Raw genomic sequence first — 22,189 nt, 5'->3', positions numbered from 1 at the left:
TTTCTTCGTCGATTACATTGTACTAAAGTGAGCTATATATGGCTCTTATTTTATTACACAATTATATGGACATATTCGATAAGAGGTGTGTTAAAAGCAATTCTAAGCAAAATTGCTGATAAGAGGTGTGTTAAAAGCAATTCTAAGCAAAATTGCTGATAAGAGGTGTGTTAAAAGCAGTTCTAGGCAAAATTGCTGATAAGAGGTGTGTTAAAAGCAATTCTAAGCAAAATTGCTGATAAGAGGTACGTTAAAAGCAGTTCTAGACAAAATTGCTGATAAGGGGTACGTTAAAAGCAGTTGTAGGCAAAATTGCTGATAAGAAGTACAGTAAAACTAGACTTGATTACAAAATGGAGGCTGAGAATTAATTTGTCTCAGCCTCTATAATTTATATATTAATCTTCTTTAAAGATATTTTTCCAGCTTTCTCTTTCAGCTAAAAATTCAGTTGCTAATTGTTGAGCGCCTTCTAATGAATGGCTTGCTGCCCAACCACATTGTACTTCATTACATGCTGGTACTTCTGTTGCCTTTTCAACATCTTTTAAAGTCGCTTCTAGGATAGATAATACATCATCATAATCATCATGGTTAATAAATGAAGCATAAAAACCTGTTTGGCAACCCATTGGACTTACATCAACCACTTTATCAGTATGGTTTCTAATATTTTCAGCCATTAAATGTTCTAATGAGTGCAATGCAGGCATTTCCATATGTTCTTTGTTTGGTTGTTTGAAACGAATATCATATTTATGAATAACGTCACCTTTTTGTCCTTCTTTAATTCCAGCAAGTCTAACAAAAGGTGCATCTACTTTTGTATGATCTAAATTAAAACTTTCGACATTCATTTTTGTCATGAAGATTCCTCCTTTGATTTCGGCATAATTATATCAAGTAAATTTTGAAAAAACAATCAATTCAGATTTCTTTTACTTTCTTTATATGTTACTTTATAAGATAATATAATAAATTATTCTGAAATTAGGTGATGAAATGAAGAGGTTAGAAGTAGTCCCTTACGACAGTATATGGCAACATCTTTTTCTTGAAGAGAAAAAGTACTTACAGTCGTTATTGAAAGAACATAGTATAAGCATAGAACATATTGGATCAACTGCTATTCCTGGATTATCTGCAAAGCCGATTATAGATATATTAATCGTAGTGAAAGATAGCAACACAATCGATTCTTTTACACATGAATTATCAGCTTTAGGATATGAGTCTAAAGGTGAACGTGGAGTCATAGGCAATAGATACTTTAAAAAATATGATGATTTCGGAGCAGTTTCGCACCATTTACATATATATGATGAAGGAAGTCCGCATATTTTAAGACTATTATCCTTTAGAGATTACTTAAGAACTTTTAATGGAGAAAGAGAAAGGTATAGCCGATTAAAACATGATTTAGTTATCGATTATCCTGCAGATAGTGAACAATACTATAAAGGTAAAGATAGTATGATTAAAGAGTTCGAGAAAAAAGCGGAGAAGTGGTATGTAAAAGCAAATGATATTGCTACAAATCATTGACATATCCGAGTGATAAAGTTAGTATTAAAGTCAAATTTCATACGAATTATCAAGAGTGACTGAGGGATGGGCCCGATGAAGTCCAGCAACCTCCCATTATGGAAAGGTGCCAATTCCTACAGTTTTTACTGGAAGATAAATGATCGATTGGCGCACTCCTTATAAAGTAGTGCGCCTTTATATTGGAAAGGTGAATGGTTAATGAGTAATTTATCACAAAATATTATAAACTATATAGAACAGAATAAGCACTTATATTTATCAATGAGTCATCAAATTCATGAGCGTCCTGAATTAGGTAATGAAGAAATATTTGCATCTAGATTATTAAGTGATCAATTGAAAAGTCATCACTTTACAATAGAGAAGAATATTGCGAATCATCCAACTGGTTTCATTGCTACATACGATTCTAAAAAGGAAGGACCGACGATTGCTTATTTAGCTGAGTATGACGCCTTACCTGGGCTTGGACATGCATGTGGACATAACATTATTGGGACTTCTAGTGTGTTAGCAGGTATCAGCTTGTCAAAAGTGGTAGATCAAGTTGGCGGAAAAGTCGTAGTATTAGGTTGTCCTGCAGAAGAAGGTGGCATTAATGGAAGTGCTAAAGCAAGTTATGTAAAAGCGGGAATTATAGACAATATAGATGTTGCTTTAATGGTACATCCAGGACATGAAACCTACGTGACGGTTCCTTCTTTAGCTGTTGATGTATTTGATGTTAAGTTCTACGGTAAAAGCGCGCACGCATCAGAAAATGCTTATGAAGCTGTAAATGCGCTTGATGCTATGCTGTCATTTTTTAATGGAGTAAGTATGTTAAGACAGCAAATTAAGAAAACTGACAAAGTGCATGGTGTCATTTTAAATGGTGGAGAAGCGGCGAATATTATTCCAGACTTTACACATGCACGTTTCTATACACGCGCAACATCTCGTAAACATTTAGATGAACTTACAGATAAAGTGCGTAAAATAGCTGAAGGTGCAGCTATACAAACGGGTGGAACATACGAACTACGACCAATACAAAATGGTGTGAATGAATTTGTTATAAACAATCCGCTAGATGAATTGTTTAGAAGACATGCCGAAGAAATTGGTGAAGAAGTTATTGATGACGATTTTGGTTTTGGTTCAACAGATACGGGGAATGTAAGTCATATCGTACCGACTATACATCCCCATATAAAGATTGGACCATCTAATTTAGTCGGTCATACAAAAGAATTTTGCCAAGCAGCTGCAAGTACTAAAGGTGACAAAGCATTGATAAGTGGTGCGAAAATATTAGCCTCAATGGGTTTAGAACTTATAGAGAACGTATCCCTTAGAAATGAAATTATCGAGCATCATCAAACATTAAGGGAGAACTTATTATGAAAAATGAGTACAGGAAACCACTAACATTAACACTTCAAGATTTATACGAAGACTATATAGTATACAATTCAAGACCATCATATGAGGATAATCCTTGGTTAAAAGCTGAAGAAGATCAATCTAATTTTTTAACAGCAAGAGAAATGATTATTAGCAAGATGCCTATGATTGTACATGAAGCTTGTTTAACCAACAATGTTCAAGATTTACTAAAATTAGTTAATGTTGAAATTCCGAAAAATTTATATACATTCAATGATAGAGAAAGTTACGAACATTTAATTAACCAAATAACTCATGATAATAAGAAAATCTTCTTCCAATACATACATGGTGAACAGTTATGTAAAGGTGAAGATTATGCAGTGTATAAACCAAGATTTATCGATTTAAATAACAAAGCTAAAATAGCGCAATGGACAAGTGGAAAATATTTACCAAAGCGTGAAATAGTAGAGCGTAATGAATTTGACGAAAAAATAAAACATTGGAAACTGCCACTTGTGATTAAGCCAGGAGATGAGTTGCCTACTGCTGGTGGATACGGTGTGATGATATGTTACAATGAAGATGATTTAAATAAGGCAATAGCACGTATTAAAGAAGCTAGTGATACGAAAAGCATTATCATTGAGCAATTTATTGAAGAAGTTGATAATTATTGTGTACAATATGTATATAGTGAAAAAACGGGTATACAATATATTGGCGCTGTGAAACAACTTACAGATGAATATGGATTTTACAATGGTAATACTAATTCTACTGAAGTACCTCAAAAGGTAATTGATGCAGGGTATGAAATAATGAAAAAAGGTGTAGAATATGGGTATAAAGGTGTATCAGGTTTTGATTTATTAATCGATAAAGATGGGCAAGTATTTGCGATTGATTTAAACTTTAGACAAAATGGATCGACAAGTATGCTATTACTTAAAGACCGAATGAATGACGCTTATCAAAAGTTTTTGAGTTATCACTCAAAAGGCGATAACACGCATTTCATACAAACTATCAAAAAATACATTGTAGCTGGATACTTATATCCACTTTCTTACTATGATGGAGACTATTTTGGTAAAGATGCAGTGAAATCGAGATTTGCAGGAATATGGCATGCAGAAACTGAATCTAAAGCTTTAGAACAAGAACAATCATTTCTTGAAGAATTGAGTAGCACCAACAAATAAAAAATTTTCTTCATTTAATGTAATTTTTATTGACTTATACCTTTTAACTATACTATATTTTATTGGGATTAAATATAATGAAAAGGGTGGTATGACAATGGCTATCCAGGATATGTCTATGTTCAAACAAATATTAGCTAAGGAAAAATTTTACGTTGTTTTAATCGACCGCAAAATTCTAAGAGATGAAGCAACAGATATTCGTTTAATCTGGTCGAAAAAAGAATTTGCTGAATCATATTTAGAAGAGAATAATATTACTCTATATGATAAAATAATGGACTTAGATTTAGATAGATTTGTAACATATGAAATGGATGACATTCTTGATGAAGGGGACAAGTTCATCATAGATAAGTACGAAAGTAACAAGGGAATAGAGATAGAAGCAATATCATTTATTGAAGAAATTATGAGTGAACTAGATGATATCCGAATTGAAGAATTTGCAGAAGATATTTGTAATGAGACTTATGTATACGGGTTAACAGTTAAAGGACAAAAACAATTTATCATCGTTTCAGAAGAAGAAGATGCTAGTTTACCAAATATGATGACAGTTTGGAGCACACGTAAACTTGCTGAAAAAGTACGTCGTGATGATTTTGAAGAATACGATGTTATAGAAGTAGAAACAGGTGTCTTTGAAGAATGGTTAGAAGACTTAAAACAAGAAAATATTGCTTTAGGTATTAACTTAAAATCAGGTATGATCGGTACAATTACAGATCCAAAAGCAGTATTAAAAGCAATGCCTTGTTAGAAAAATAAACAAGTAAATAGTAATTTATAAAGACTTTTGCTAAATAGCAAAAGTCTTTTTTTATGTCTTGAATAAGTTGTAAAAATTTAAAATAAATATATTTAAACGTCGTTGTAAAAGCGTTTACATTAATATAAAATATATCTAACATTTCGAAATGTAAAATAATGGAACAGGAAGTGGTGGAGTTGAAAAAGGGGATTTTTATAGTAGTATGCTTGCTATTATTATCTATTCAACAATTTGCTCCATATTATAGCTTTAAAAGTAGGTGGTAACAATTTTAAATTATATGAAACTACGTATAATGAGGTTGCAATTATATATAGTTTTTACCATTTTAATAATTATTGCAGTATTACATTTATTTGACGCTTATCAAACTTATGGTATTAATAAATTGTTAGAAAATACACCATATACTCAATCTTTATTATTTGATGGGTATAGTGGCTTTCAAACCGTATTTCTATTAATGATGCCTTTAGCTGTATCTATTGGTGTGAGTGATATTTTTATACAAGATCGTAAACAACATTTATTACATCATGCCTATATGTATCATGAGAATAAGTCCGTAGACATTCAAGTGATTTTATACTCAAGTATTGTTGCTTTACTACTAGTAATAATTCCACTATTAATAAATTTTGTTGGTGAATTTTTAATACTACCTGATATTTTGCCAGAAAGAATTACTAATAACCCAATTGGTATATTTAGCTGGAACACTTTAAGTGTTCATTTATATTATACAATGCCGTTACTATATATATTGTTGTATATTTCATTGACGGGTATTTGGGGTGCTATTATGAATGTGTTTGCGATAACACTTTCTCTATATACGAATAAAAGAATTTTAGCTATGATTGATCCATTTATCTTTCAAATTTTATTAATTATATTATCAAATTTGACTTATGAACCTTTTATCGTACCACCAATATATTTCTTAATGGGAAGAACAGAATTTATGTATTTTGAAGTTTTGCCGATTCTGTTAACTTTGGGACTATTCATCGGCCTTTCAAGATATTTCTATGTAAGAGGTATGTACAAAAATGAACTTAATTAAATACAGATTAACTTCCTTAATAAATATAAAATTTCTAATGTGGAATATTGCTTTCTTTGTTTTAATGATTTTATATCAGGAGGGAAGTGTTGGTTACTTTTCTTCTGATGACTTTCAATTCACAAATTTATTATTAAGCAAATTTACGCTTACTTATGTTGTATTACCTATTTTAACAACTATGACGATTGTATTTTATCGTGATGAGTTTGTTCATAAAGTATTTATTGAATTTAGAAAGTGTTTAAAGATAGAGGTCCTATTATATGTAGTTGTCATCTCATTACTTGTTAGTATTGAAATGTTGTTTGCTAGTATGATAGCGCTGAATTTTCAAGTTCGATTCAATATGATATTTCTTGTAACAGCTTGTATGTTGATAGCAGGTAATTTTACGATATCATTAATAGCTCTTACTCTGTATATAAGTTTTTTGAATCGTGCTATTTCATTAGTGTTTGTAAATTTAATGGTATTTATAGATTTTGTATTAATGCAAGGTGGAAAGTGGAACTATTTGATTATTGATTCAAAGAGATTTTTTTCACTTTCTTGGTCATGGACTATGTACCAATTGCTCCTCATAATATTTCTATATTTAGTTGTAGAGTGGATTATTAGTAAAAAGGAAATAAGGACATGAATATTTTAAAATTTACAGGTGGCATCATTCAAAGTTTATGGAAAATATTCATAATTATAAATGGAATTTTTCTTTTGGTATTAATGTTATTTAGCCCATATATAAGAGTTAGTTTATGGGAGTTTATCTTTCGAGGTAATAATGACAATGAATTGAGTATGCATTTATATAGAATACCTGGTTTATATATATTGATTATGTTACTTGGCATGATGTTCATTTATCGATTTATACATGTTATTTATCAATATTACATTGTAGAGTGGCAAATGCTATTAAATGTTACTGGAAAATGGATGATTCTTCTAATAATACCGTTTATTTTAAGTGTAATTTATATTACAAGTATATGGTTGATCATTTCTCTTATTGATGGCGAATTTAGGATTAACGCTATACATTTATCGTATTTAATAGTGAGTATTTATTTCTTAATGATTGTATTTATTTGGACTTACATAGCTTATAAATTTTATATAAGCTTTATGATATCGTTATTGTGGGTAATTGCCACAACAAGGTTTGATTTGGATATTAATATATTAAATGAATCATTGTTTTCAAGAATACAAGGTGTATCTTACACGAATTTATTGTATTGTGTGCTATCTATTGTTGTGGTGAATATGTTGTTGTTTATTGAAATAGGACGTGATCATCACATGAAATTTCAAAGAGGTGATGATGAAGAATGATTAAATTAGTAAATGTTTCAAAAGAACACCAAGGCAATCAATTGTTGAATAATATAAATTTAGAAATTGAATGTGGAAAAGTCTATGGATTTAAAGGACGTAATGGGTCTGGAAAGACGATGCTTTTAAGAGCAACTTTAGGATTAATTAAAGTTGATGGACAAGTCATTATTAATAATGAACCACTTAAATTTGGAGCAAAATATCCACTTAAAGTTGGCGTGTTTATTGAAAAGCCTAGCATCATACCTGAATTTACAGCTTTAAAAAATCTTAAATTAGTAGCTGCATTAAAAGGCATAACAGATATCAATGTAATGACTAAATATTTAGTAGAACTTGGACTTGATTATAAAGATAAAAGGAAAGTAAGGAAATATTCATTAGGTATGAAACAGAAAGTGGGTATCGCTCAAACGTTAATGGGAGACCCAGAGTTAATTGTTTTAGATGAACCTACCAATGCATTGGATAAAAAGAGTATTGAGAAACTTGTTGAAATCCTTGAAATATTAAAACAGCAAGGATGTACAATATTGATAGCTTCACATCAATTTGAAGACATAGAAAGAGTTGTTGATGAGGTGGTTCATATAGAAGCAGGTGCATTAGAATGAAGAATAAAGTAATCCTATTATCTGTTATTATCGTATTTGTAGTTCTCGTTACATTAGGATGCATCCAGTATCATAAAGTAAACGCAGAATTTCAAGATTATGAACTTAAGGAAGAAAAAATTAAACTCAATCAATCGCATGATATATCTGTCGGAACGATGCAATTTAGTAATTTAAGTTATAAGATTAAAGAAAAAGAAATAATGGTAAGTGCAGATATCAAAATAGTTAAAAAGAAAGACTATCCAGATCAATATTATAATAATATTGATGCAAACTTATTTTTACGTGTTAATAATGAAATATTGCAACAATCCGATGAATTTAAATTGAAAAGTGGCAAAAGAATTATGCCGGATCGATCTTATTTTGATAAGCATAATGTTTATGAGGGACGCGTAACATTTAGGTATATGCCATTAGATTCTGATGGAGACAATGATTTAGAACTTTCTTACCTTGATCGCAATGGCCATAAATTAAAAAAATTATATTTTCCAATAAAAGTTGACGGTGGTAAAATAGTTTGATACATTATTAGTGACTACTAAAGTAGTTACTACATCCCAACGTAGTAAAATTATTTATCCCATAAAATAACCCTTAAGAGAAAAAGGCTTTTCTCTTAAGGGTTATTTCGTCTTCTATATCTTCTTCAAATTTACTTATATATTTATTTACTATTACGTCATGCCAAATATAGTCTTTCATCATTTTTATCTGGGTGCGGTCCCGACTTATATATGCACGCATATCTGTTTCATCGGTTTGTCCATATATCATATATTCATTATCTACAATTACGACGAATGGTTTTAGTGTTAATGAACTTTTTACGTAATTTGTATATCGATGATTGATTAAATCGTACTTTGGTTGATCGACCTGGAAGGTAATGCCTTGTACATGTATATTTTTATTGATATTTTTAGTTATGATTTCATATATGTCTGGCCATATTGAAACGGTTATTTGTTTTTCAGCTTTTTGGATAGCATATTCAACATTGTCAATTATCGTTGATTTATTCGTAAGTACTTCTATTTGGATTTGTGCATTTTCTGTTACTGTATTTAATTTATTGATTTCTGTTTCAAGCTGAATGAGCTCTTCGTTTTGTTTTCTTTCAAATAATTGAATTGTTTGTTCGGGCGATAATGCATAGTAATATTTTTTTTGATCTTTTAAGTTAAAGTATGCTAATCCTTGTTCTTCGAGTTTATTAAGCGCTTCATAAATTTTTGATCTTGGAACATTGGATATTTCGCTTAATTTATAAGCTGTAATTCCAGGGTTTTGTACTAATGAAATGTATGCTTTAGATCCATATTCACTTAATCCAAAACGCTTTAATATCGTTATCATTTGATTCATCATAATCACCTTCTAGTTTGATGTTACACTAACTCCGAATAACGGAAGTATATCATATGCCTGAAATTCAGAAACGGTTGCGCCTTTTAAATCAGTTGGCTGTATAATAAGCTGTTCTATTTCATTCGTAGATAAATCAACATTGTTTAATGATGTTTCTACAACTTCTAGCGAATCAAGGGAACATCGCACGATTTCTATTGATTTTTGCTTACAAAACGAAATATACGTTTCTGCCATTTGATTATCATTGAATAATACATGGTTCAAGTTACAGTTTAAAAATTGACTCATTTTCAATTGGCAGTTTGAAAATTGTACATGCTTCAGTTTAAGGTCTGAAAAGGTGGCACCAATCATACGACAGTCTAAAAATTGAACTCTATTTATAGACGCATCATTAAAGACACAATTTGATAAATCGCATCCTTTAAATACAATATCTAGTGCATGAATTTTTGTGAAATCAACTGATTCAAATGTACATTGATTGAAATAAATCGTATCTATTTGACTTGTTTCGTCATCAAAATGAATTGTTGTTTTATTAAAGTATAAATCGTAAGAAGATTGTAATAATGTATATTCTTGATCTTCTGTAAACTCAAATTCTTTCTTTAACTTTGGTTCGATCATTTTCATGAGGGATCCTCCTTATTATTTAGCAATATATAGAACCTAATGCTCCAGAGAATTCTCCGTTTTCAATGAAGTAAGGATTTAAACCACGTAAAATTGTATAATCTACGACTATATTTCGAAGTAAGTCATTGTTTACAAATGATGACCCGATATAGACAACATTTTCAGTTTTAAATTGTTTTGCAGCATGAATCGAGACTGTTGTAACAGTTTCACCCACAATTCCCATAAGGGCAGCTAATCGATCTGTATTTGGGAAATCATCATGGATGTTTTGTAATACATGGCCGAAGTTGGCTGCTGTTAAATCTCCAGAAATAGGTGTTTTGTCGCCTTTATAGATATGTTTAACTTTCAAATCTATTTTATCTCTATCGCCGTTTATTGCAGTTTGGACTAATTCTTCATAATCACTGATTTGGGTAAGTAAATAGCCTAAACCTTGTATCATACCTCCACCAGCTCCTGTACCGCCAGCACGCTCTTGATTTTGTGCTGTTGCGTAATGGATAGAAGTTCCTGTTCCTACGTTTGTAAATATATATGTATCTAAATGAATATCATGTTCTTTTAATAAAATTTGGATACCTGTATAAGTAGCTTCAAATTCAATGCTACGCTTTACATTATGCTTAATTATCGAATCTAAATATTGAGCCTTTCCTCCAGTGATAGAAATATCAGCCTTATCAATATGATTTAACCATTCGGCTACTTGGTCTATTTGAGTTGTTAACCATTTTTTAAATGTTCTTTTATTGTTCGTTTCAGTGACAACTTTAATAAGTGTACCTCCCGCATCAATTCCAATCTTCACAAAAACACCTCTTCAAATTAAGAAATAAATTATTGCTATTATACTATAAATTAATGTAATTGATAAATTAACGAAACAAAAAATAATTAGTAGAAAATGTATCGTTACATGATAAGATGGAAACAAAAGATAATGGGGTGTTCTTTATTGATTAGCATATACGAAATAAAACCAAAATTTCAAAAATTACTAATGCCAATAGTAAAATGGATGAGGAACATCGGTATGACACCAAATCAAGTTACAATCTTGGCGTTGTTATTATCAATTGTTACTGGAGCTGTATTAAGTGTGTTTCATGATAATAAATGGATTTATATCTTAATGCCAATCGTTATGTTTGTAAGGATGGCATTAAATGCAATTGATGGTGTTATGGCAAAAAAATATAATATGAAATCTAAGTTAGGGTTATTATTGAATGAACTAGGGGATGTAATAAGTGATGTTTGTTTATTTATTCCATTCTTATTTATAGCTCATGATTTTGGTGTAGGGATTATTTTATTTATTGCTTTATCTATTATAAGTGAAATGGCTGGTGTAACCGTTCAAGTAATAGGTAGTTCAAGAAGGTATGATGGACCGATGGGGAAAAGTGATAGAGCATTTATAGTCGGTTTAATTAGCTTCTTAATATTTGTTCAATTGAATGTTATACCGTATTTACATTTTGTATTTTATATTTGTTCAATACTTATGATTGTAAATATTTACAATAGAATAAATAAGGGGTTAGAGGAGGCAAAATAATGAATTTAGGGAAGATATCAAACGAAATGATTGTCGTTATGATTGGCGTATTTATTGTATTAGTCTTATCTAGTTTGATTTGTGCTTATTTAACGAAACGTTATCCCGATAAAGATTTTACTGAAATTAAATTGCGTATTAAATCATGGTGGGGCATGTGCATCATCTTTACGATAGCACTTGTCATTCATTCTACAGTTTCTTTGATATTTCTAGCTTTATTGTGTTTCCTAGCTTTGAAAGAATATTTTTCACTTATTCCAACTAATCGTAGTCATAGAGCTGTCTTGTTCTGGGCATATTTATCCATACCAATTCAGTTTACATTTATTTATTTCGGTTTTTACGGCATGTTCATTATTTTTATACCAGTATATATGTTCTTATTTATCCCTATACAAGCCATATTTATCGGTGAGACAAAAGGTTTTCTACAATCGATGGGATCCGTTCAGTGGGGATTAATGCTTATGGTATTTAGCCTAAGTCATTTGGCTTATTTAATTGTCTTACCAGGTGAAAAAAGTACTGTTCCTGGCGCAAGTCTTGTACTATTTCTAGTGATATTAACGCAAGCTAATGATGTGTTCCAATTTTTATTTGGTAAAGCATTTGGTAAACATAAAATAGTACCTAAAGTGAGTCCGAATAAAACTTGGGAAGGTTTTGTTGGCGGCATTTTAGCAACTACCATTTTATCATTATGTATTGCACCATTTTTAACACCATTTACGCTTTTAGGAATGATTATAGCGGGAATTTACATTAGTATTATGGGATTTATTGGAGACGTGAATATATCAGCATTGAAAAGAGATTTAAATATTAAAGATACTTCACAAGCTATTCCAGGTCATGGTGGTATTTTAGATAGAGTTGATTCCCTGACTTACACAGCGCCATTATTCTTCCACTTTGTAAGGTTCTTTTACTTTTAAGGAGTGAACTAATATGTTAAGACTCATTATATTTACAATGATAATTAAACCAATCATCCTAATCGTTTTAGGTTTAAATATACGCAGAAGAGAATGGTTACCTAAAGAAGGACCAATAGTGATTATCGCTAATCATAATTCACATTTAGATACACTTGTATTGCTGTCGTTATTCCAAGGAAAAGGATTTAAAAAAGCTCGACCTGTTGCAGCGGGTGATTATTTTTTTAAGAATAAACTTTTAAAATGGTTTTCAATTAATATTATGCAGATTATTCCAATAGAAAGAAAAATGACTCGGGATATAAAAGGGCTATTTGAACCAATTGTTACAGCATTGGATGAAGGAAGTATTATTATTTTATATCCTGAAGGTAGTAGAGGAGAACCAGAAAAACTTTCAAAGTATAAGTCTGGTATTTATTACTTAATGAGAGAAAGACCTGATATACCCATTCAGCCATTATTTTTACATGGTTTAGGAAAATCATTACCTAAAGGATCAAAATTATTTGTACCATTCTTCGTAGATATTTTTGTGGGTCAGTCATTTCTTTTTAATAAAAATAGAAAAGAATTTATGGATGAACTGAATAGCCGTATGAATGATTTGAGAAATGAAGGTGATTTTAAAGAATGGTAATCATCTTTGCATGGGCGTTTTTAGAAGCGATCATATTTTTTATCATACCAGATGTTGCATTAACATATTATGCAATGAAACAAAAAAGTAAATTCAAAATATTACTAGCAAACATAATTGCGATTACTGGAGCAGTAGTAGGTGGTGTAATCGTCTATATCATTTCTATTCAACATTTAACATTTTTGGAATCAGTAATGCTTAAAATACCAGGAATTCATGAGTATATGTTCGAACATGTTATGACTTCTTTAGAAGACAAAGGCGTTCTAGGATTGATAGAAGCACCCTTATTTGGTGTTCCTTATAAACTTTATGCAATGTTAAGTTATCAACAAGGGATTTCGTTTTTTACTTTCGTGGTCATTAGTTTCTTTGCGAGATTATTGAGATTTATTTTAACGAGTTACATTGCTTATTTTTTAAGTCATATTATTTTTAAAAATTTAAATCAATATTTGAAAGTTTCAATGTGGTTAATCGTGTGGATCATTGTATATATTATTTATTTTTCAATTCATTCATTTTAAAAAATAAAAAGCACTTCCCACCGTGGGAAGCGCTTTTTGTGTTCTATTTCTTATTTTCTTCTTCTTCACGTTCTTCTAAGGATTTAGAGAAATCTGTGTCATCTTTGATATAAGTCATTTTAAAGTGTTCGGATGGTTCTCTTCTTAATGCTTTCATAATTGAGAACATCATGAGAAATAGTATAAATGCAAATGGTAACCCAGCAACTATGGAGGCGGTTTGTAAACTTTCTAATCCACCGGCTAATGTCATTGATACTGAGATTGCCCCAATCAGTGTACCCCAAACGATTTTATATTTAAAGGGTGGTGTGACTGATCCTCTATCAGACATACTTGATAGAATGAATGTAGTTGAGTCTGCACTTGTAACTAAGAATAAGAAGATTAATATTATTGCTAATACACTAGTCGCTTCGTAAAACGGGAAGTGTGATAATAAGGAGAATAAGGCTACTGTATAATCTCCTTTAACGTCTTCGGCAATACTTGCACCTTTATTGATTACTAAGTATATTGCAGTTCCACCAAATGTAGCAATCCAAGAAAATGAAATAAGTGGTGGAATAATTAGTACACCAATAACAAATTCACGAATAGTTCTACCACGTGAAACACGTGCTACGAAACCACCAATAAATGGTGACCAAGCAATAACCCAAGCCCAATAGAATACTGTCCATTGTTGAAGCCATGAGTTGTCACCTTCATAAGGGTTTAATCGTAAACTATATTGTACGAAATTAGAAATGTAATCACCAATCGCGAGAGTGAATGTTTCAAATATAAATTGTGTCGGACCTAATACTAAAATGAATAATAGTAATGCAAAACAAATAAAGATATTTGCGTTACTTAGCCATTTAACCCCTTTATTTAAACCTGATGCAGCTGATCCAAGGAATAATACAGTCATAATTACTGTAATGATGATTTTGGTCCAATTATTATTAGGAATATTAAAGACATGATGAAGGCCGCCGCCGATTTGTAAAATACCGAGACCAATTGATGTCGCTATACCCATTACTGTAGCTACAATAGCAAGTACATCGATGATATTTCTGTAAGGTTTCTTGTAAGCTTCACCAAATACGGGTTCCATTGCTGTGGAAATTAATCCATCTCTACGTTTTCTAAATTGGAAATAAGCTACGATTAATCCAGCCATCGCAAAGATAGACCATTGTGAAATTCCCCAATGGAAGAATGTGTATCCCATAGCTAATCGTGCAGATTCTAAAGTGCTACCATCTACTTCATTTGGCAAAGGTGATTTTAGATAGTGTGTCATTGGTTCTGCCACACCCCAGAAAACGATACCGACACCTAAGCCAGCTGAAAATAGCATACCAATCCAAGAAATAAAAGAAAATTCTGGTTCTTCGTCATCTCTTCCGAGTTTAAAACGTCCAAACCTTGTAATTGCTAAGCCAATTAAGAAAATGTCTAATACAAAAACAATTATTAAGAATAACCATCCCGTACTATTTGATATAAATGTGTATAAAACATTGGCATATTTGCCAAACCCTTTAGGAAATATGCCTGCAGTTAGCGTAACCAATATTATAATAGACATAGATACCCAGAAAACTAATGTTGTTTTATTATTCTTATTGTCGTGATGCTCTTCAGACTGATTCATAATTTTCCCCCTTCATAAATAATGCAGTCTTTATTTTAGTACCCTTATAAAATTGATATTAACATAGAATTTATAAATAGATAATAAGGTTCTTAATTGCGCATTGAACATAAAGTTCGGTATGATATGTATAAATACACGGGGGGATTTAAATAATGAAAGCAAAACAATTCGGTGATATTGAAATTAAACCTTTTGAAGAAAGTATGAGAACGGCACTATATGATTTTCGTTTAAATGAGCGTCAACAAATCTATTCTTCTTTGCCAAAAGAAGTGTTAGATGGTGCTATTAATGATCCTGATAGAAGGCCAAATATCGTTGTGAATGAGAAAAATGAAATTATTGGTTTCTTTGTCCTTCATAAATATTATCAACATGAAGGTTATGATACACCAGATAATGTAGTATATATTCGTTCTTTATCAATTAATGAAAAGTATCAAGGCAATGGATATGGAACAACGATTATGATGAATTTACCGGAATATGTACAATTTGTGTTCCCTGATTTTGATCATTTATATTTAGTAGTAGATGCTGAAAATGAGGCTGCATGGAATTTATATGAAAGAGCAGGCTTTATGCATACCGCAACTAAAGAAGAAGGTCCTCTAGGTAAAGAGCGCTTATATTATTTAGATTTAGATTCTAAATATGTATCATCATTAAAGCTAGTATTAAATGAAGATAATTTAGATAACGAGTTTGTAGATATTCACTTAATGAAAGATAATCAAAAAGTGGGCATTATTGTATTGGAAGATAAAGGACAAAGCTTTGATATTCGAAGTATAGAAGTAGAAGAAAATGAAAGAAAAGAAGGTATAGCAGAAAGTGCTTTAAGACAGTTGAGTACCTTCGTACGTAGAAGATTTGCAGATAAGAAAGAAATACATATTACTTTATTTGGTTCAAACAACAAATTAAAGCCTTTATGTGAGAAAGCAAGATTTGTAGAAATACAAAAATCAGAAGACTATATCAAACTTATGAAATATATTAAGTATTAACAAACATTTGCTAAAAATCAGCTTGTCAATTATAATCGTAAACTGTTATGATTATAAATATTAATGTGCGACAATAGTTCGATTGTTGAAAGGAAGAGTAAAGATGAAATTAAAAGATTTCACTAAAGAGATGGTAGATGAGCATTCATTTATCGAAATGGCTTATATTTTATTAACAGAGAACGGCAAAGAAACAAACCTATATGACATGGTAGACGAATTCAAAAGATTAGGTAATTATAAAGATTCACAAATTGAAAATCGTATTTTACAATTTTATACTGATTTAAATACTGATGGACGATTTTTAAGTGTTGGAGAGAATATTTGGGGTTTACGTGATTGGTATTCAGTAGATGATATTGAAGAAAAAATCGCACCTACTATCCAAAAATTCAACGTACTTGATGAAGAAGATGAAGCAGATTCAGAAATTTCATTATTAGGCGAAGAAGACAAAACGAAGGACCTTGACATTACGATCGTACAAGATGATGAAGAAGGACTAAATGATCCTGAAGACCCAGAAGATGAAGAGGTTGAGGATGAATTAGACGAAGCAGGTCTTGTTGTCGATGAAGATGAAGAAGACGATGAAGAAGAGGAAGAAGAAGAAAAAGAATTTTAATTGACTTTTCTTTAAAAGATGGTAATATTTTATTTGGGCTCCTTTAAATAGGACAACGTATAAATATAACGCTCCCTCCTTACATTTTAAATAATGTAAGTGGGAGCGTTTTTTATTTTTTAATTATCAAATGGAGGTACAATCATGACAAAGTTCATTTTCGTAACAGGTGGCGTAGTTTCGTCTCTTGGTAAAGGTATCACTGCAGCATCACTAGGAAGATTACTTAAAAATAGAGGATTAAATGTAACAATTCAAAAATTCGACCCATACTTGAATGTAGATCCAGGTACTATGAGTCCATATCAACATGGCGAAGTATTCGTAACTGAAGATGGTGCTGAAACAGATTTAGATTTAGGTCATTATGAAAGATTTATTGATATAAATTTAAATAAATATTCTAACGTAACAGCAGGTAAAGTTTATTCACACGTTTTAAAGAAAGAAAGACGTGGAGATTTCTTAGGTGGAACAGTTCAAGTTATTCCACATATTACAAATGAAATTAAATCAAGATTATTGATGGCGGGTGAAAGCACTAACGCTGATGTAGTTATTACTGAAATTGGTGGTACTACTGGTGATATTGAATCACTTCCATTTATTGAAGCAATCAGACAAATCAAGAGTGATCTTGGTCGTGAAAATGTTATGTACATCCATTGTACGCTTCTTCCTTATATTAAAGCAGCAGGTGAGATGAAGACTAAACCAACTCAACATAGTGTTAAAGAGTTAAGAGGTTTAGGTATTCAACCTGATTTAATTGTTGTACGTACAGAATATGAAATGACGCAAGACTTAAGAGATAAAATTGCATTATTCTGTGACATCAACAAACGTGCTGTTATCGAGTGTCGTGATGCAGATACATTGTATCAAATACCATTAGCACTACAAGAACAGCATATGGATGATATTGTTATTGAAAGATTATCTTTAGATGCTGCAGCAGAAGCGGAATTAACTGAATGGAACCAACTATTAGATACTGTTCGTAATTTAGAAGGAACAGTGAAAATTGGTTTAGTAGGTAAATATGTGAGCTTACAAGATGCTTATCTATCAGTAGTAGAAGCATTGAAACATGCTGGTTATGACTTTAAATCAGATATAGAAATAAAATGGATAAATTCTGAACACTTAAATGACAAGAACTATCAACAAGAATTATCAGATGTTAATGGTATTTTAGTACCTGGTGGTTTTGGTGATAGAGGTGTTGAAGGTAAAATTTTAGCTATACAATATGCCCGTGAAAATAATATTCCTTATTTAGGTATTTGTTTAGGTATGCAATTAGCAACAGTTGAATTTGCTAGAAATGTAGTTGGATTACATGATGCTCATTCAGCAGAATTAAATCCAAACACACCTTATCCAATTATTGACTTATTACCAGAACAAAAAGATATTGAAGACTTAGGTGGTACTTTAAGATTAGGCGTATACCCATGTAAAATTGAAGAAGGTACAATTGCACATGACGTTTACGGTGAAGTAGAAGTAGATGAAAGACACCGTCACCGTTATGAATTTAATAATGAATATAGAGAAAGATTAGAATCAGAAGGCATGAGATTCTCAGGAACAAGTCCAGATGGTCGTTTAGTTGAAATAGTAGAACTAGAAAATCATCCATGGTTTGTAGCTTGTCAATTCCATCCAGAATTTCTATCAAGACCTACACGTCCACAAAAATTATTTAGAGGATTTGTAGAAGCGAGTATCAAAAATAAATAAATAATAACAAAGCTCATCACGTCATTTTACGTGATGAGCTTTTATAATGGATGAAAATTATTCTTCATTTAAATCTTGCTTCATCTCATACATTTCAGCATACATGATATAATATATATAATTTAAAGCCATAAGATGTGGTGTAATGATTTTGCTGTAATCTGCAGTTGGGACAATCGCTCTAGGTGTAGATAAATCTATATAATGCATTAGTGATTCATGTGTGTTATGCTCTTTATCTTTATTTGAAATAACTACGAAATCGATATCTTCATCATTTAATTTTTTAATCCATTGATTCAGTTCGGGTGTGAAAAATGAACCAACCAATAAGACTCGATCTGTTGTATCAATCGTATTGATTTCTTCTAATGAATCTAATGTTATTGAATGCGGTAGGCTTTCAGTACTTTTTGTCATAAATTCACTGAAATAGTTGATTTCATCAAAAGTTTTAATAAATATCTTACCTTCGCCGTTTGCCGCTTGTATGAGTAACTGTGATGCAATTTCAATTTCTTCTAATTGAGCATCTATTTTAGTGAATATACCATTTAGTTGGGTATTAAAGATTTTAAGCAATGTGTATTCTCCTTATAAACGTAATTAAATTTATTTTATAGAAAAAGCGAGGTATCTTCAATGGATGTACTTATTATAGATGATGAAAAGAATATTAGACAATTATTAAAGGAAATATTGGAATTAAATCATTTTAAAGTAGATACTGCTAAAAATGGTCGCGATGGTATTGAATTATTTAATAAAAATTCTTATAAGCTTATCTTTATAGATAAAAGAATGCCTGGAATTTCTGGTGAAGAAGTTTTTACAGAAATTAGAAAAACGGACAAAATAATACCTGTTTATATTATTTCAGCATTTCAATCATCCACAGAGATAGAAATCTTAAATAAAGGAAATATTACTGGAGTGCTAATGAAGCCGTTTACAATTCAAGAAGTTATGAAAATTGTAAGAAAACATTTAGGATAGGGCTTTCAAAAGGTGCATATGTTAATAAAGTTTGATATAATTATCTTGTAAATAATACGTGCGTTGCACAATAGGAGGAAACTCAATGCCTTTAGTTTCAATGAAAGAAATGTTAATTAAAGCGAAAGAAAACGGTTATGCTGTTGGACAATACAACATCAATAACTTAGAATTCACACAAGCGATTCTTCAAGCTTCACAAGAAGAAAATGCACCAGTTATTCTTGGTGTATCTGAAGGAGCTGGACGTTACATCGGTGGTTTCAAAACTGTTGTTAAAATCGTTGAAGGTTTAATGGAAGATTACAACATTACAATTCCAGTTGCAATTCACCTTGACCACGGTTCAAGTTTCGAAAAATGTAAAGAAGCGATTGATGCTGGATTTACTTCAGTAATGATTGATGCTTCTCATCACTCATTCGAAGAAAACATTGAAATTACTTCTAAAGTAGTTGAATACGCTCATGCTAACGGTGTTTCTGTGGAAGCAGAATTAGGAACTGTTGGTGGACAAGAAGATGACGTTGTTGCAGAAGGCGTAATCTATGCTGATCCTAAAGAATGTCAAGAACTTGTTGAAAGAACTGGTATTGATACTTTAGCACCTGCATTAGGTTCAGTACACGGACCTTACAAAGGTGAACCAAAATTAGGATTTAAAGAAATGGAAGAAATCGGAGCTTCTACTGGATTACCATTAGTATTACACGGTGGTACTGGTATCCCAACTCACGATATCAAAAAAGCTATTCCATTCGGTACAGCTAAAATCAACGTTAACACTGAAAACCAAATTGCATCTGTAAAAGCAGTTCGTGAAGTGTTAAATAACGACAGTGAAGTTTACGATCCACGTAAATATTTAGGACCTGCTCGTGAAGCAATTAAAGCTACAGTTAAAGGTAAAATCCAAGAATTTGGTACTTCTAACCAAGCATAATTAAATTAAATTCTTAATACTAAGAATAAAATATGAGGCTGGGACAAATTAATTTGTCCCAGCCTTTCATTGTATAGAGTGATTTTGAGGTTGTCATAGATTAACTCCCGACTTAATCTATGTCTTAGGTAAACTCTTCGCTTATTAATCCAGTTTTTAAATAAATTAAGTTATTAGTATTTACTTTTTATGTTTTTGCGTTTATGTTATTGAATAGTATATAATGGAAATAATTATCTATTCATGTTGAGAGAGTATGCATTCTCTAAGACGATGAAGTAAAGGAGTAAACATATGTCTCAAGAAGTTATAAAAATAAAAGGTGGAAACAAGTTAAACGGCAAAGTACAAATAAGCGGGGCTAAAAATAGTGCAGTAGCATTAATACCTGCTAGTTTGATGGCAAATGATGTTGTAACTTTAGATGGTCTACCAGATATTTCAGATGTAAAAACGTTAATGAGCTTATTAGGCGATTTAAATATAAAGACAGATTTAGATGGTGACCAACTTGTAGTAGACTCTAGTGACGCAGTTAATTTACCATTACCAAATAATAAAGTTCAGTCATTAAGAGCATCATATTATATGATGGGCGCTATGCTTGGACGATTTAAAAAATGTGTTATTGGATTACCTGGTGGTTGCCCATTAGGACCTAGACCAATTGATCAACATATAAAAGGTTTTGAAGCATTAGGTGCAAAAGTGACTAATGAGCAAGGTGCTATGTATTTAATTGCTGAAGAATTAGTTGGTGCAAAAATATTTATGGATGTTGTAAGTGTTGGTGCAACGATTAATATTATGTTAGCTGCTTCATTAGCTAAAGGGAAAACAGTAATTGAAAACGCTGCAAAAGAACCTGAAATTGTTGATGTTGCTACTCTATTAAATAATATGGGTGCAAAAATTAGAGGTGCTGGTACAGATACATTGAAAATTGAAGGTGTAGAATCATTACACGGCACAAAGCATGCAATAATACCTGATAGAATTGAAGCTGGAACGTATATGTGTGCGGCAGCTGCTATGGGTGAAGAAGTATATATAGAGAATATAATTCCATTACATTTAGAACCATTGATTGCTAAATTAAAAGAAATGGGTACTGAAATAGAACTTGGTGAAGACTCTATTTTAATTAAAGGGAAAGACGAGTATAAGCCGGTAGATATTCAAACTTCTGTTTATCCTGGATTTGCTACTGACTTACAACAACCTTTCACTCCGTTATTATTAAAAGCTAATGGTCAAAGTAAAATAACAGAAACAATTTATCCAGCTAGATTTAAACATGTCGATGAACTTATTAGAATGGGTGCTAAAGTTAGTTTAGAAAATGGAACAGCTATTTATTATCCATCAAAATTAACTGGAGCAAGTGTAGCTGCAAGTGATTTACGAGCTGGCGCTTCACTTTTAATTGCCGGTTTGATATCTGATGGCGTCACAACTGTTTATAATGTTAATCATATTCACAGAGGTTATAGTGGAATAGTGGATAAACTAAAAGCATTAGGCGCTGATATTTGGACAGAAACAGTATAACTAGTATAAAATGTATACTTTGTATATAAAGTGTAGTATAATTGTAA

Annotated in this window: 25 protein-coding genes and 1 riboswitch; of the genes, 19 read left to right on the top strand and 6 right to left on the bottom strand. The window is 31.3% G+C overall.

Going from position 1 to position 22,189, the window contains the following annotated elements; genetic code table 11:
• Positions 1–398: 398 nt before the first annotated feature.
• Positions 399–866, bottom strand: a complete 468-nt coding sequence (locus B2G86_RS10480; protein ID WP_078358052.1) for an S-ribosylhomocysteine lyase — start codon at positions 864–866, stop codon at positions 399–401.
• A gap of 136 nt (positions 867–1,002) precedes the next feature.
• Here B2G86_RS10480 and B2G86_RS10475 point away from each other — a divergent pair, with 136 nt between their 5' ends.
• From B2G86_RS10475 to B2G86_RS10435, 9 genes are all read left to right on the top strand, one after another.
• On the top strand, positions 1,003–1,545 hold the full coding sequence (locus tag B2G86_RS10475; RefSeq protein WP_078358051.1) for a GrpB family protein: 543 nt from the start codon (positions 1,003–1,005) through the stop codon (positions 1,543–1,545).
• Positions 1,546–1,588: 43 nt separating this feature from the next.
• Positions 1,589–1,687, top strand: a riboswitch (SAM riboswitch).
• Between the two features lie 59 nt (positions 1,688–1,746).
• Positions 1,747–2,934, top strand: coding sequence for a M20 family metallopeptidase (locus B2G86_RS10470; RefSeq protein WP_078358050.1), 1,188 nt, complete (start codon positions 1,747–1,749; stop codon positions 2,932–2,934).
• Positions 2,931–4,124, top strand: coding sequence for an L-aspartate--L-methionine ligase LdmS (gene ldmS / locus B2G86_RS10465; RefSeq protein WP_078358049.1), 1,194 nt, complete (start codon positions 2,931–2,933; stop codon positions 4,122–4,124). Before B2G86_RS10470 ends, ldmS begins: the two co-directional genes overlap by 4 nt.
• 97 nt (positions 4,125–4,221) lie before the next feature.
• Positions 4,222–4,887 carry a DUF2750 domain-containing protein gene (locus B2G86_RS10460; protein WP_078358048.1) on the top strand — a complete coding sequence of 222 codons (666 nt, stop codon included), beginning with the start codon at positions 4,222–4,224 and terminating at the stop codon, positions 4,885–4,887.
• A 307-nt stretch (positions 4,888–5,194) separates the two neighbouring features.
• On the top strand, positions 5,195–5,965 hold the full coding sequence (locus B2G86_RS10455) for a hypothetical protein (RefSeq protein ID WP_078358047.1): 771 nt from the start codon (positions 5,195–5,197) through the stop codon (positions 5,963–5,965).
• Positions 5,952–6,608, top strand: coding sequence for a hypothetical protein (locus B2G86_RS10450; RefSeq protein ID WP_078358046.1), 657 nt, complete (start codon positions 5,952–5,954; stop codon positions 6,606–6,608). The genes B2G86_RS10455 and B2G86_RS10450 overlap by 14 nt, the downstream gene beginning before the upstream one ends.
• Entirely contained in the window at positions 6,605–7,303 is a 699-nt protein-coding gene (locus B2G86_RS10445) for a hypothetical protein (protein ID WP_078358045.1), read from the top strand. Before B2G86_RS10450 ends, B2G86_RS10445 begins: the two co-directional genes overlap by 4 nt.
• Positions 7,300–7,920 carry an ATP-binding cassette domain-containing protein gene (locus B2G86_RS10440; RefSeq protein ID WP_078358044.1) on the top strand — a complete coding sequence of 207 codons (621 nt, stop codon included), beginning with the start codon at positions 7,300–7,302 and terminating at the stop codon, positions 7,918–7,920. Before B2G86_RS10445 ends, B2G86_RS10440 begins: the two co-directional genes overlap by 4 nt.
• Entirely contained in the window at positions 7,917–8,450 is a 534-nt protein-coding gene (locus tag B2G86_RS10435; RefSeq protein ID WP_078358043.1) for a hypothetical protein, read from the top strand. The genes B2G86_RS10440 and B2G86_RS10435 overlap by 4 nt, the downstream gene beginning before the upstream one ends.
• 73 nt (positions 8,451–8,523) lie before the next feature.
• Here B2G86_RS10435 and B2G86_RS10430 read toward each other — a convergent pair whose 3' ends face one another.
• Genes B2G86_RS10430 through coaW form a run of 3 tightly spaced genes read right to left on the bottom strand, consistent with a single transcriptional unit; the run spans position 8,524 to position 10,753 of the window.
• Positions 8,524–9,294: a TrmB family transcriptional regulator gene (locus B2G86_RS10430; RefSeq protein WP_078358042.1), complete on the bottom strand. Its 771-nt coding sequence runs from the start codon at positions 9,292–9,294 to the stop codon at positions 8,524–8,526.
• Positions 9,295–9,306: 12 nt separating this feature from the next.
• Positions 9,307–9,936: a pentapeptide repeat-containing protein gene (locus B2G86_RS10425; RefSeq protein WP_078358041.1), complete on the bottom strand. Its 630-nt coding sequence runs from the start codon at positions 9,934–9,936 to the stop codon at positions 9,307–9,309.
• A 19-nt stretch (positions 9,937–9,955) separates the two neighbouring features.
• Positions 9,956–10,753: a type II pantothenate kinase gene (gene coaW / locus B2G86_RS10420; protein ID WP_078358040.1), complete on the bottom strand. Its 798-nt coding sequence runs from the start codon at positions 10,751–10,753 to the stop codon at positions 9,956–9,958.
• Positions 10,754–10,978: 225 nt separating this feature from the next.
• Here coaW and B2G86_RS10415 point away from each other — a divergent pair, with 225 nt between their 5' ends.
• Genes B2G86_RS10415 through B2G86_RS10400 form a run of 4 tightly spaced genes read left to right on the top strand, consistent with a single transcriptional unit; the run spans position 10,979 to position 13,617 of the window.
• A complete protein-coding gene (locus tag B2G86_RS10415) occupies positions 10,979–11,506 on the top strand; it encodes a CDP-alcohol phosphatidyltransferase family protein (protein WP_198931340.1) in 528 nt (175 codons plus the stop codon).
• The gene (locus B2G86_RS10410; protein WP_078358039.1) at positions 11,506–12,444 is read left to right on the top strand and encodes a phosphatidate cytidylyltransferase; all 939 of its coding nucleotides are present in this window, start codon (positions 11,506–11,508) and stop codon (positions 12,442–12,444) included. The genes B2G86_RS10415 and B2G86_RS10410 overlap by 1 nt, the downstream gene beginning before the upstream one ends.
• Positions 12,445–12,457: 13 nt before the next feature.
• A complete protein-coding gene (locus B2G86_RS10405; RefSeq protein ID WP_078358038.1) occupies positions 12,458–13,087 on the top strand; it encodes a lysophospholipid acyltransferase family protein in 630 nt (209 codons plus the stop codon).
• The gene (locus tag B2G86_RS10400) at positions 13,081–13,617 is read left to right on the top strand and encodes a YqaA family protein (protein WP_078358037.1); all 537 of its coding nucleotides are present in this window, start codon (positions 13,081–13,083) and stop codon (positions 13,615–13,617) included. The genes B2G86_RS10405 and B2G86_RS10400 overlap by 7 nt, the downstream gene beginning before the upstream one ends.
• 43 nt (positions 13,618–13,660) lie before the next feature.
• On the opposite strand, the gene B2G86_RS10395 is transcribed toward B2G86_RS10400, so the two are convergent.
• Positions 13,661–15,265, bottom strand: coding sequence for a BCCT family transporter (locus B2G86_RS10395; RefSeq protein WP_078358036.1), 1,605 nt, complete (start codon positions 15,263–15,265; stop codon positions 13,661–13,663).
• Between the two features lie 152 nt (positions 15,266–15,417).
• On the opposite strand from B2G86_RS10395, the gene B2G86_RS10390 reads away from it, so the two are divergent.
• The 3 genes from B2G86_RS10390 to B2G86_RS10380 all read left to right on the top strand — a co-directional run bounded on the left by B2G86_RS10390 (position 15,418) and on the right by B2G86_RS10380 (position 18,652).
• Positions 15,418–16,278: a GNAT family N-acetyltransferase gene (locus B2G86_RS10390; RefSeq protein ID WP_198931341.1), complete on the top strand. Its 861-nt coding sequence runs from the start codon at positions 15,418–15,420 to the stop codon at positions 16,276–16,278.
• Between the two features lie 103 nt (positions 16,279–16,381).
• Entirely contained in the window at positions 16,382–16,906 is a 525-nt protein-coding gene (rpoE, locus tag B2G86_RS10385) for a DNA-directed RNA polymerase subunit delta (protein ID WP_078358034.1), read from the top strand.
• Between the two features lie 144 nt (positions 16,907–17,050).
• Positions 17,051–18,652: a CTP synthase gene (locus tag B2G86_RS10380; RefSeq protein ID WP_078358033.1), complete on the top strand. Its 1,602-nt coding sequence runs from the start codon at positions 17,051–17,053 to the stop codon at positions 18,650–18,652.
• Between the two features lie 57 nt (positions 18,653–18,709).
• Here the strand turns inward: B2G86_RS10380 and B2G86_RS10375 are convergent, their stop codons facing one another.
• Positions 18,710–19,234, bottom strand: a complete 525-nt coding sequence (locus B2G86_RS10375; RefSeq protein ID WP_078358032.1) for a DUF2529 family protein — start codon at positions 19,232–19,234, stop codon at positions 18,710–18,712.
• Positions 19,235–19,294: 60 nt separating this feature from the next.
• Between B2G86_RS10375 and B2G86_RS10370 the strand changes: the two genes are divergently transcribed.
• The 3 genes from B2G86_RS10370 to B2G86_RS10360 all read left to right on the top strand — a co-directional run bounded on the left by B2G86_RS10370 (position 19,295) and on the right by B2G86_RS10360 (position 22,142).
• Positions 19,295–19,648 (top strand): response regulator, encoded by a 354-nt coding sequence (locus B2G86_RS10370; protein ID WP_078358031.1) that lies wholly within the window; start codon positions 19,295–19,297, stop codon positions 19,646–19,648.
• Positions 19,649–19,733: 85 nt separating this feature from the next.
• Positions 19,734–20,591 (top strand): class IIb fructose-bisphosphate aldolase FdaB, encoded by an 858-nt coding sequence (gene fdaB, locus B2G86_RS10365; RefSeq protein WP_078358030.1) that lies wholly within the window; start codon positions 19,734–19,736, stop codon positions 20,589–20,591.
• Positions 20,592–20,885: 294 nt separating this feature from the next.
• A complete protein-coding gene (locus B2G86_RS10360) occupies positions 20,886–22,142 on the top strand; it encodes a UDP-N-acetylglucosamine 1-carboxyvinyltransferase (protein WP_078358029.1) in 1,257 nt (418 codons plus the stop codon).
• Positions 22,143–22,189: the final 47 nt, after the last annotated feature.

This window comes from Mammaliicoccus fleurettii (assembly GCF_002018435.1).
In the GTDB taxonomy this organism is placed as follows: domain Bacteria; phylum Bacillota; class Bacilli; order Staphylococcales; family Staphylococcaceae; genus Mammaliicoccus; species Mammaliicoccus fleurettii.
This window is presented reverse-complemented; position numbering and strand designations above follow the sequence as displayed.

Coding starts and splice junctions, on each gene's coding strand:
- B2G86_RS10480 (WP_078358052.1), bottom strand. CDS start 866: ATGACAAAAATGAATGTCGAAAGTTTTAATTTAGATCATACAAAAGTA.
- B2G86_RS10460 (WP_078358048.1), top strand. CDS start 4,222: ATGGCTATCCAGGATATGTCTATGTTCAAACAAATATTAGCTAAGGAA.
- B2G86_RS10435 (WP_078358043.1), top strand. CDS start 7,917: ATGAAGAATAAAGTAATCCTATTATCTGTTATTATCGTATTTGTAGTT.
- B2G86_RS10400 (WP_078358037.1), top strand. CDS start 13,081: ATGGTAATCATCTTTGCATGGGCGTTTTTAGAAGCGATCATATTTTTT.
- B2G86_RS10380 (WP_078358033.1), top strand. CDS start 17,051: ATGACAAAGTTCATTTTCGTAACAGGTGGCGTAGTTTCGTCTCTTGGT.
- B2G86_RS10440 (WP_078358044.1), top strand. CDS start 7,300: ATGATTAAATTAGTAAATGTTTCAAAAGAACACCAAGGCAATCAATTG.
- B2G86_RS10410 (WP_078358039.1), top strand. CDS start 11,506: ATGAATTTAGGGAAGATATCAAACGAAATGATTGTCGTTATGATTGGC.
- rpoE (WP_078358034.1), top strand. CDS start 16,382: ATGAAATTAAAAGATTTCACTAAAGAGATGGTAGATGAGCATTCATTT.
- B2G86_RS10445 (WP_078358045.1), top strand. CDS start 6,605: ATGAATATTTTAAAATTTACAGGTGGCATCATTCAAAGTTTATGGAAA.
- B2G86_RS10415 (WP_198931340.1), top strand. CDS start 10,979: ATGACACCAAATCAAGTTACAATCTTGGCGTTGTTATTATCAATTGTT.
- B2G86_RS10470 (WP_078358050.1), top strand. CDS start 1,747: ATGAGTAATTTATCACAAAATATTATAAACTATATAGAACAGAATAAG.
- B2G86_RS10455 (WP_078358047.1), top strand. CDS start 5,195: ATGAGGTTGCAATTATATATAGTTTTTACCATTTTAATAATTATTGCA.
- B2G86_RS10450 (WP_078358046.1), top strand. CDS start 5,952: ATGAACTTAATTAAATACAGATTAACTTCCTTAATAAATATAAAATTT.
- B2G86_RS10475 (WP_078358051.1), top strand. CDS start 1,003: ATGAAGAGGTTAGAAGTAGTCCCTTACGACAGTATATGGCAACATCTT.
- ldmS (WP_078358049.1), top strand. CDS start 2,931: ATGAAAAATGAGTACAGGAAACCACTAACATTAACACTTCAAGATTTA.
- B2G86_RS10430 (WP_078358042.1), bottom strand. CDS start 9,294: ATGAATCAAATGATAACGATATTAAAGCGTTTTGGATTAAGTGAATAT.
- B2G86_RS10370 (WP_078358031.1), top strand. CDS start 19,295: ATGGATGTACTTATTATAGATGATGAAAAGAATATTAGACAATTATTA.
- B2G86_RS10405 (WP_078358038.1), top strand. CDS start 12,458: ATGTTAAGACTCATTATATTTACAATGATAATTAAACCAATCATCCTA.
- B2G86_RS10395 (WP_078358036.1), bottom strand. CDS start 15,265: ATGAATCAGTCTGAAGAGCATCACGACAATAAGAATAATAAAACAACA.
- B2G86_RS10425 (WP_078358041.1), bottom strand. CDS start 9,936: ATGAAAATGATCGAACCAAAGTTAAAGAAAGAATTTGAGTTTACAGAA.
- B2G86_RS10360 (WP_078358029.1), top strand. CDS start 20,886: ATGTCTCAAGAAGTTATAAAAATAAAAGGTGGAAACAAGTTAAACGGC.
- fdaB (WP_078358030.1), top strand. CDS start 19,734: ATGCCTTTAGTTTCAATGAAAGAAATGTTAATTAAAGCGAAAGAAAAC.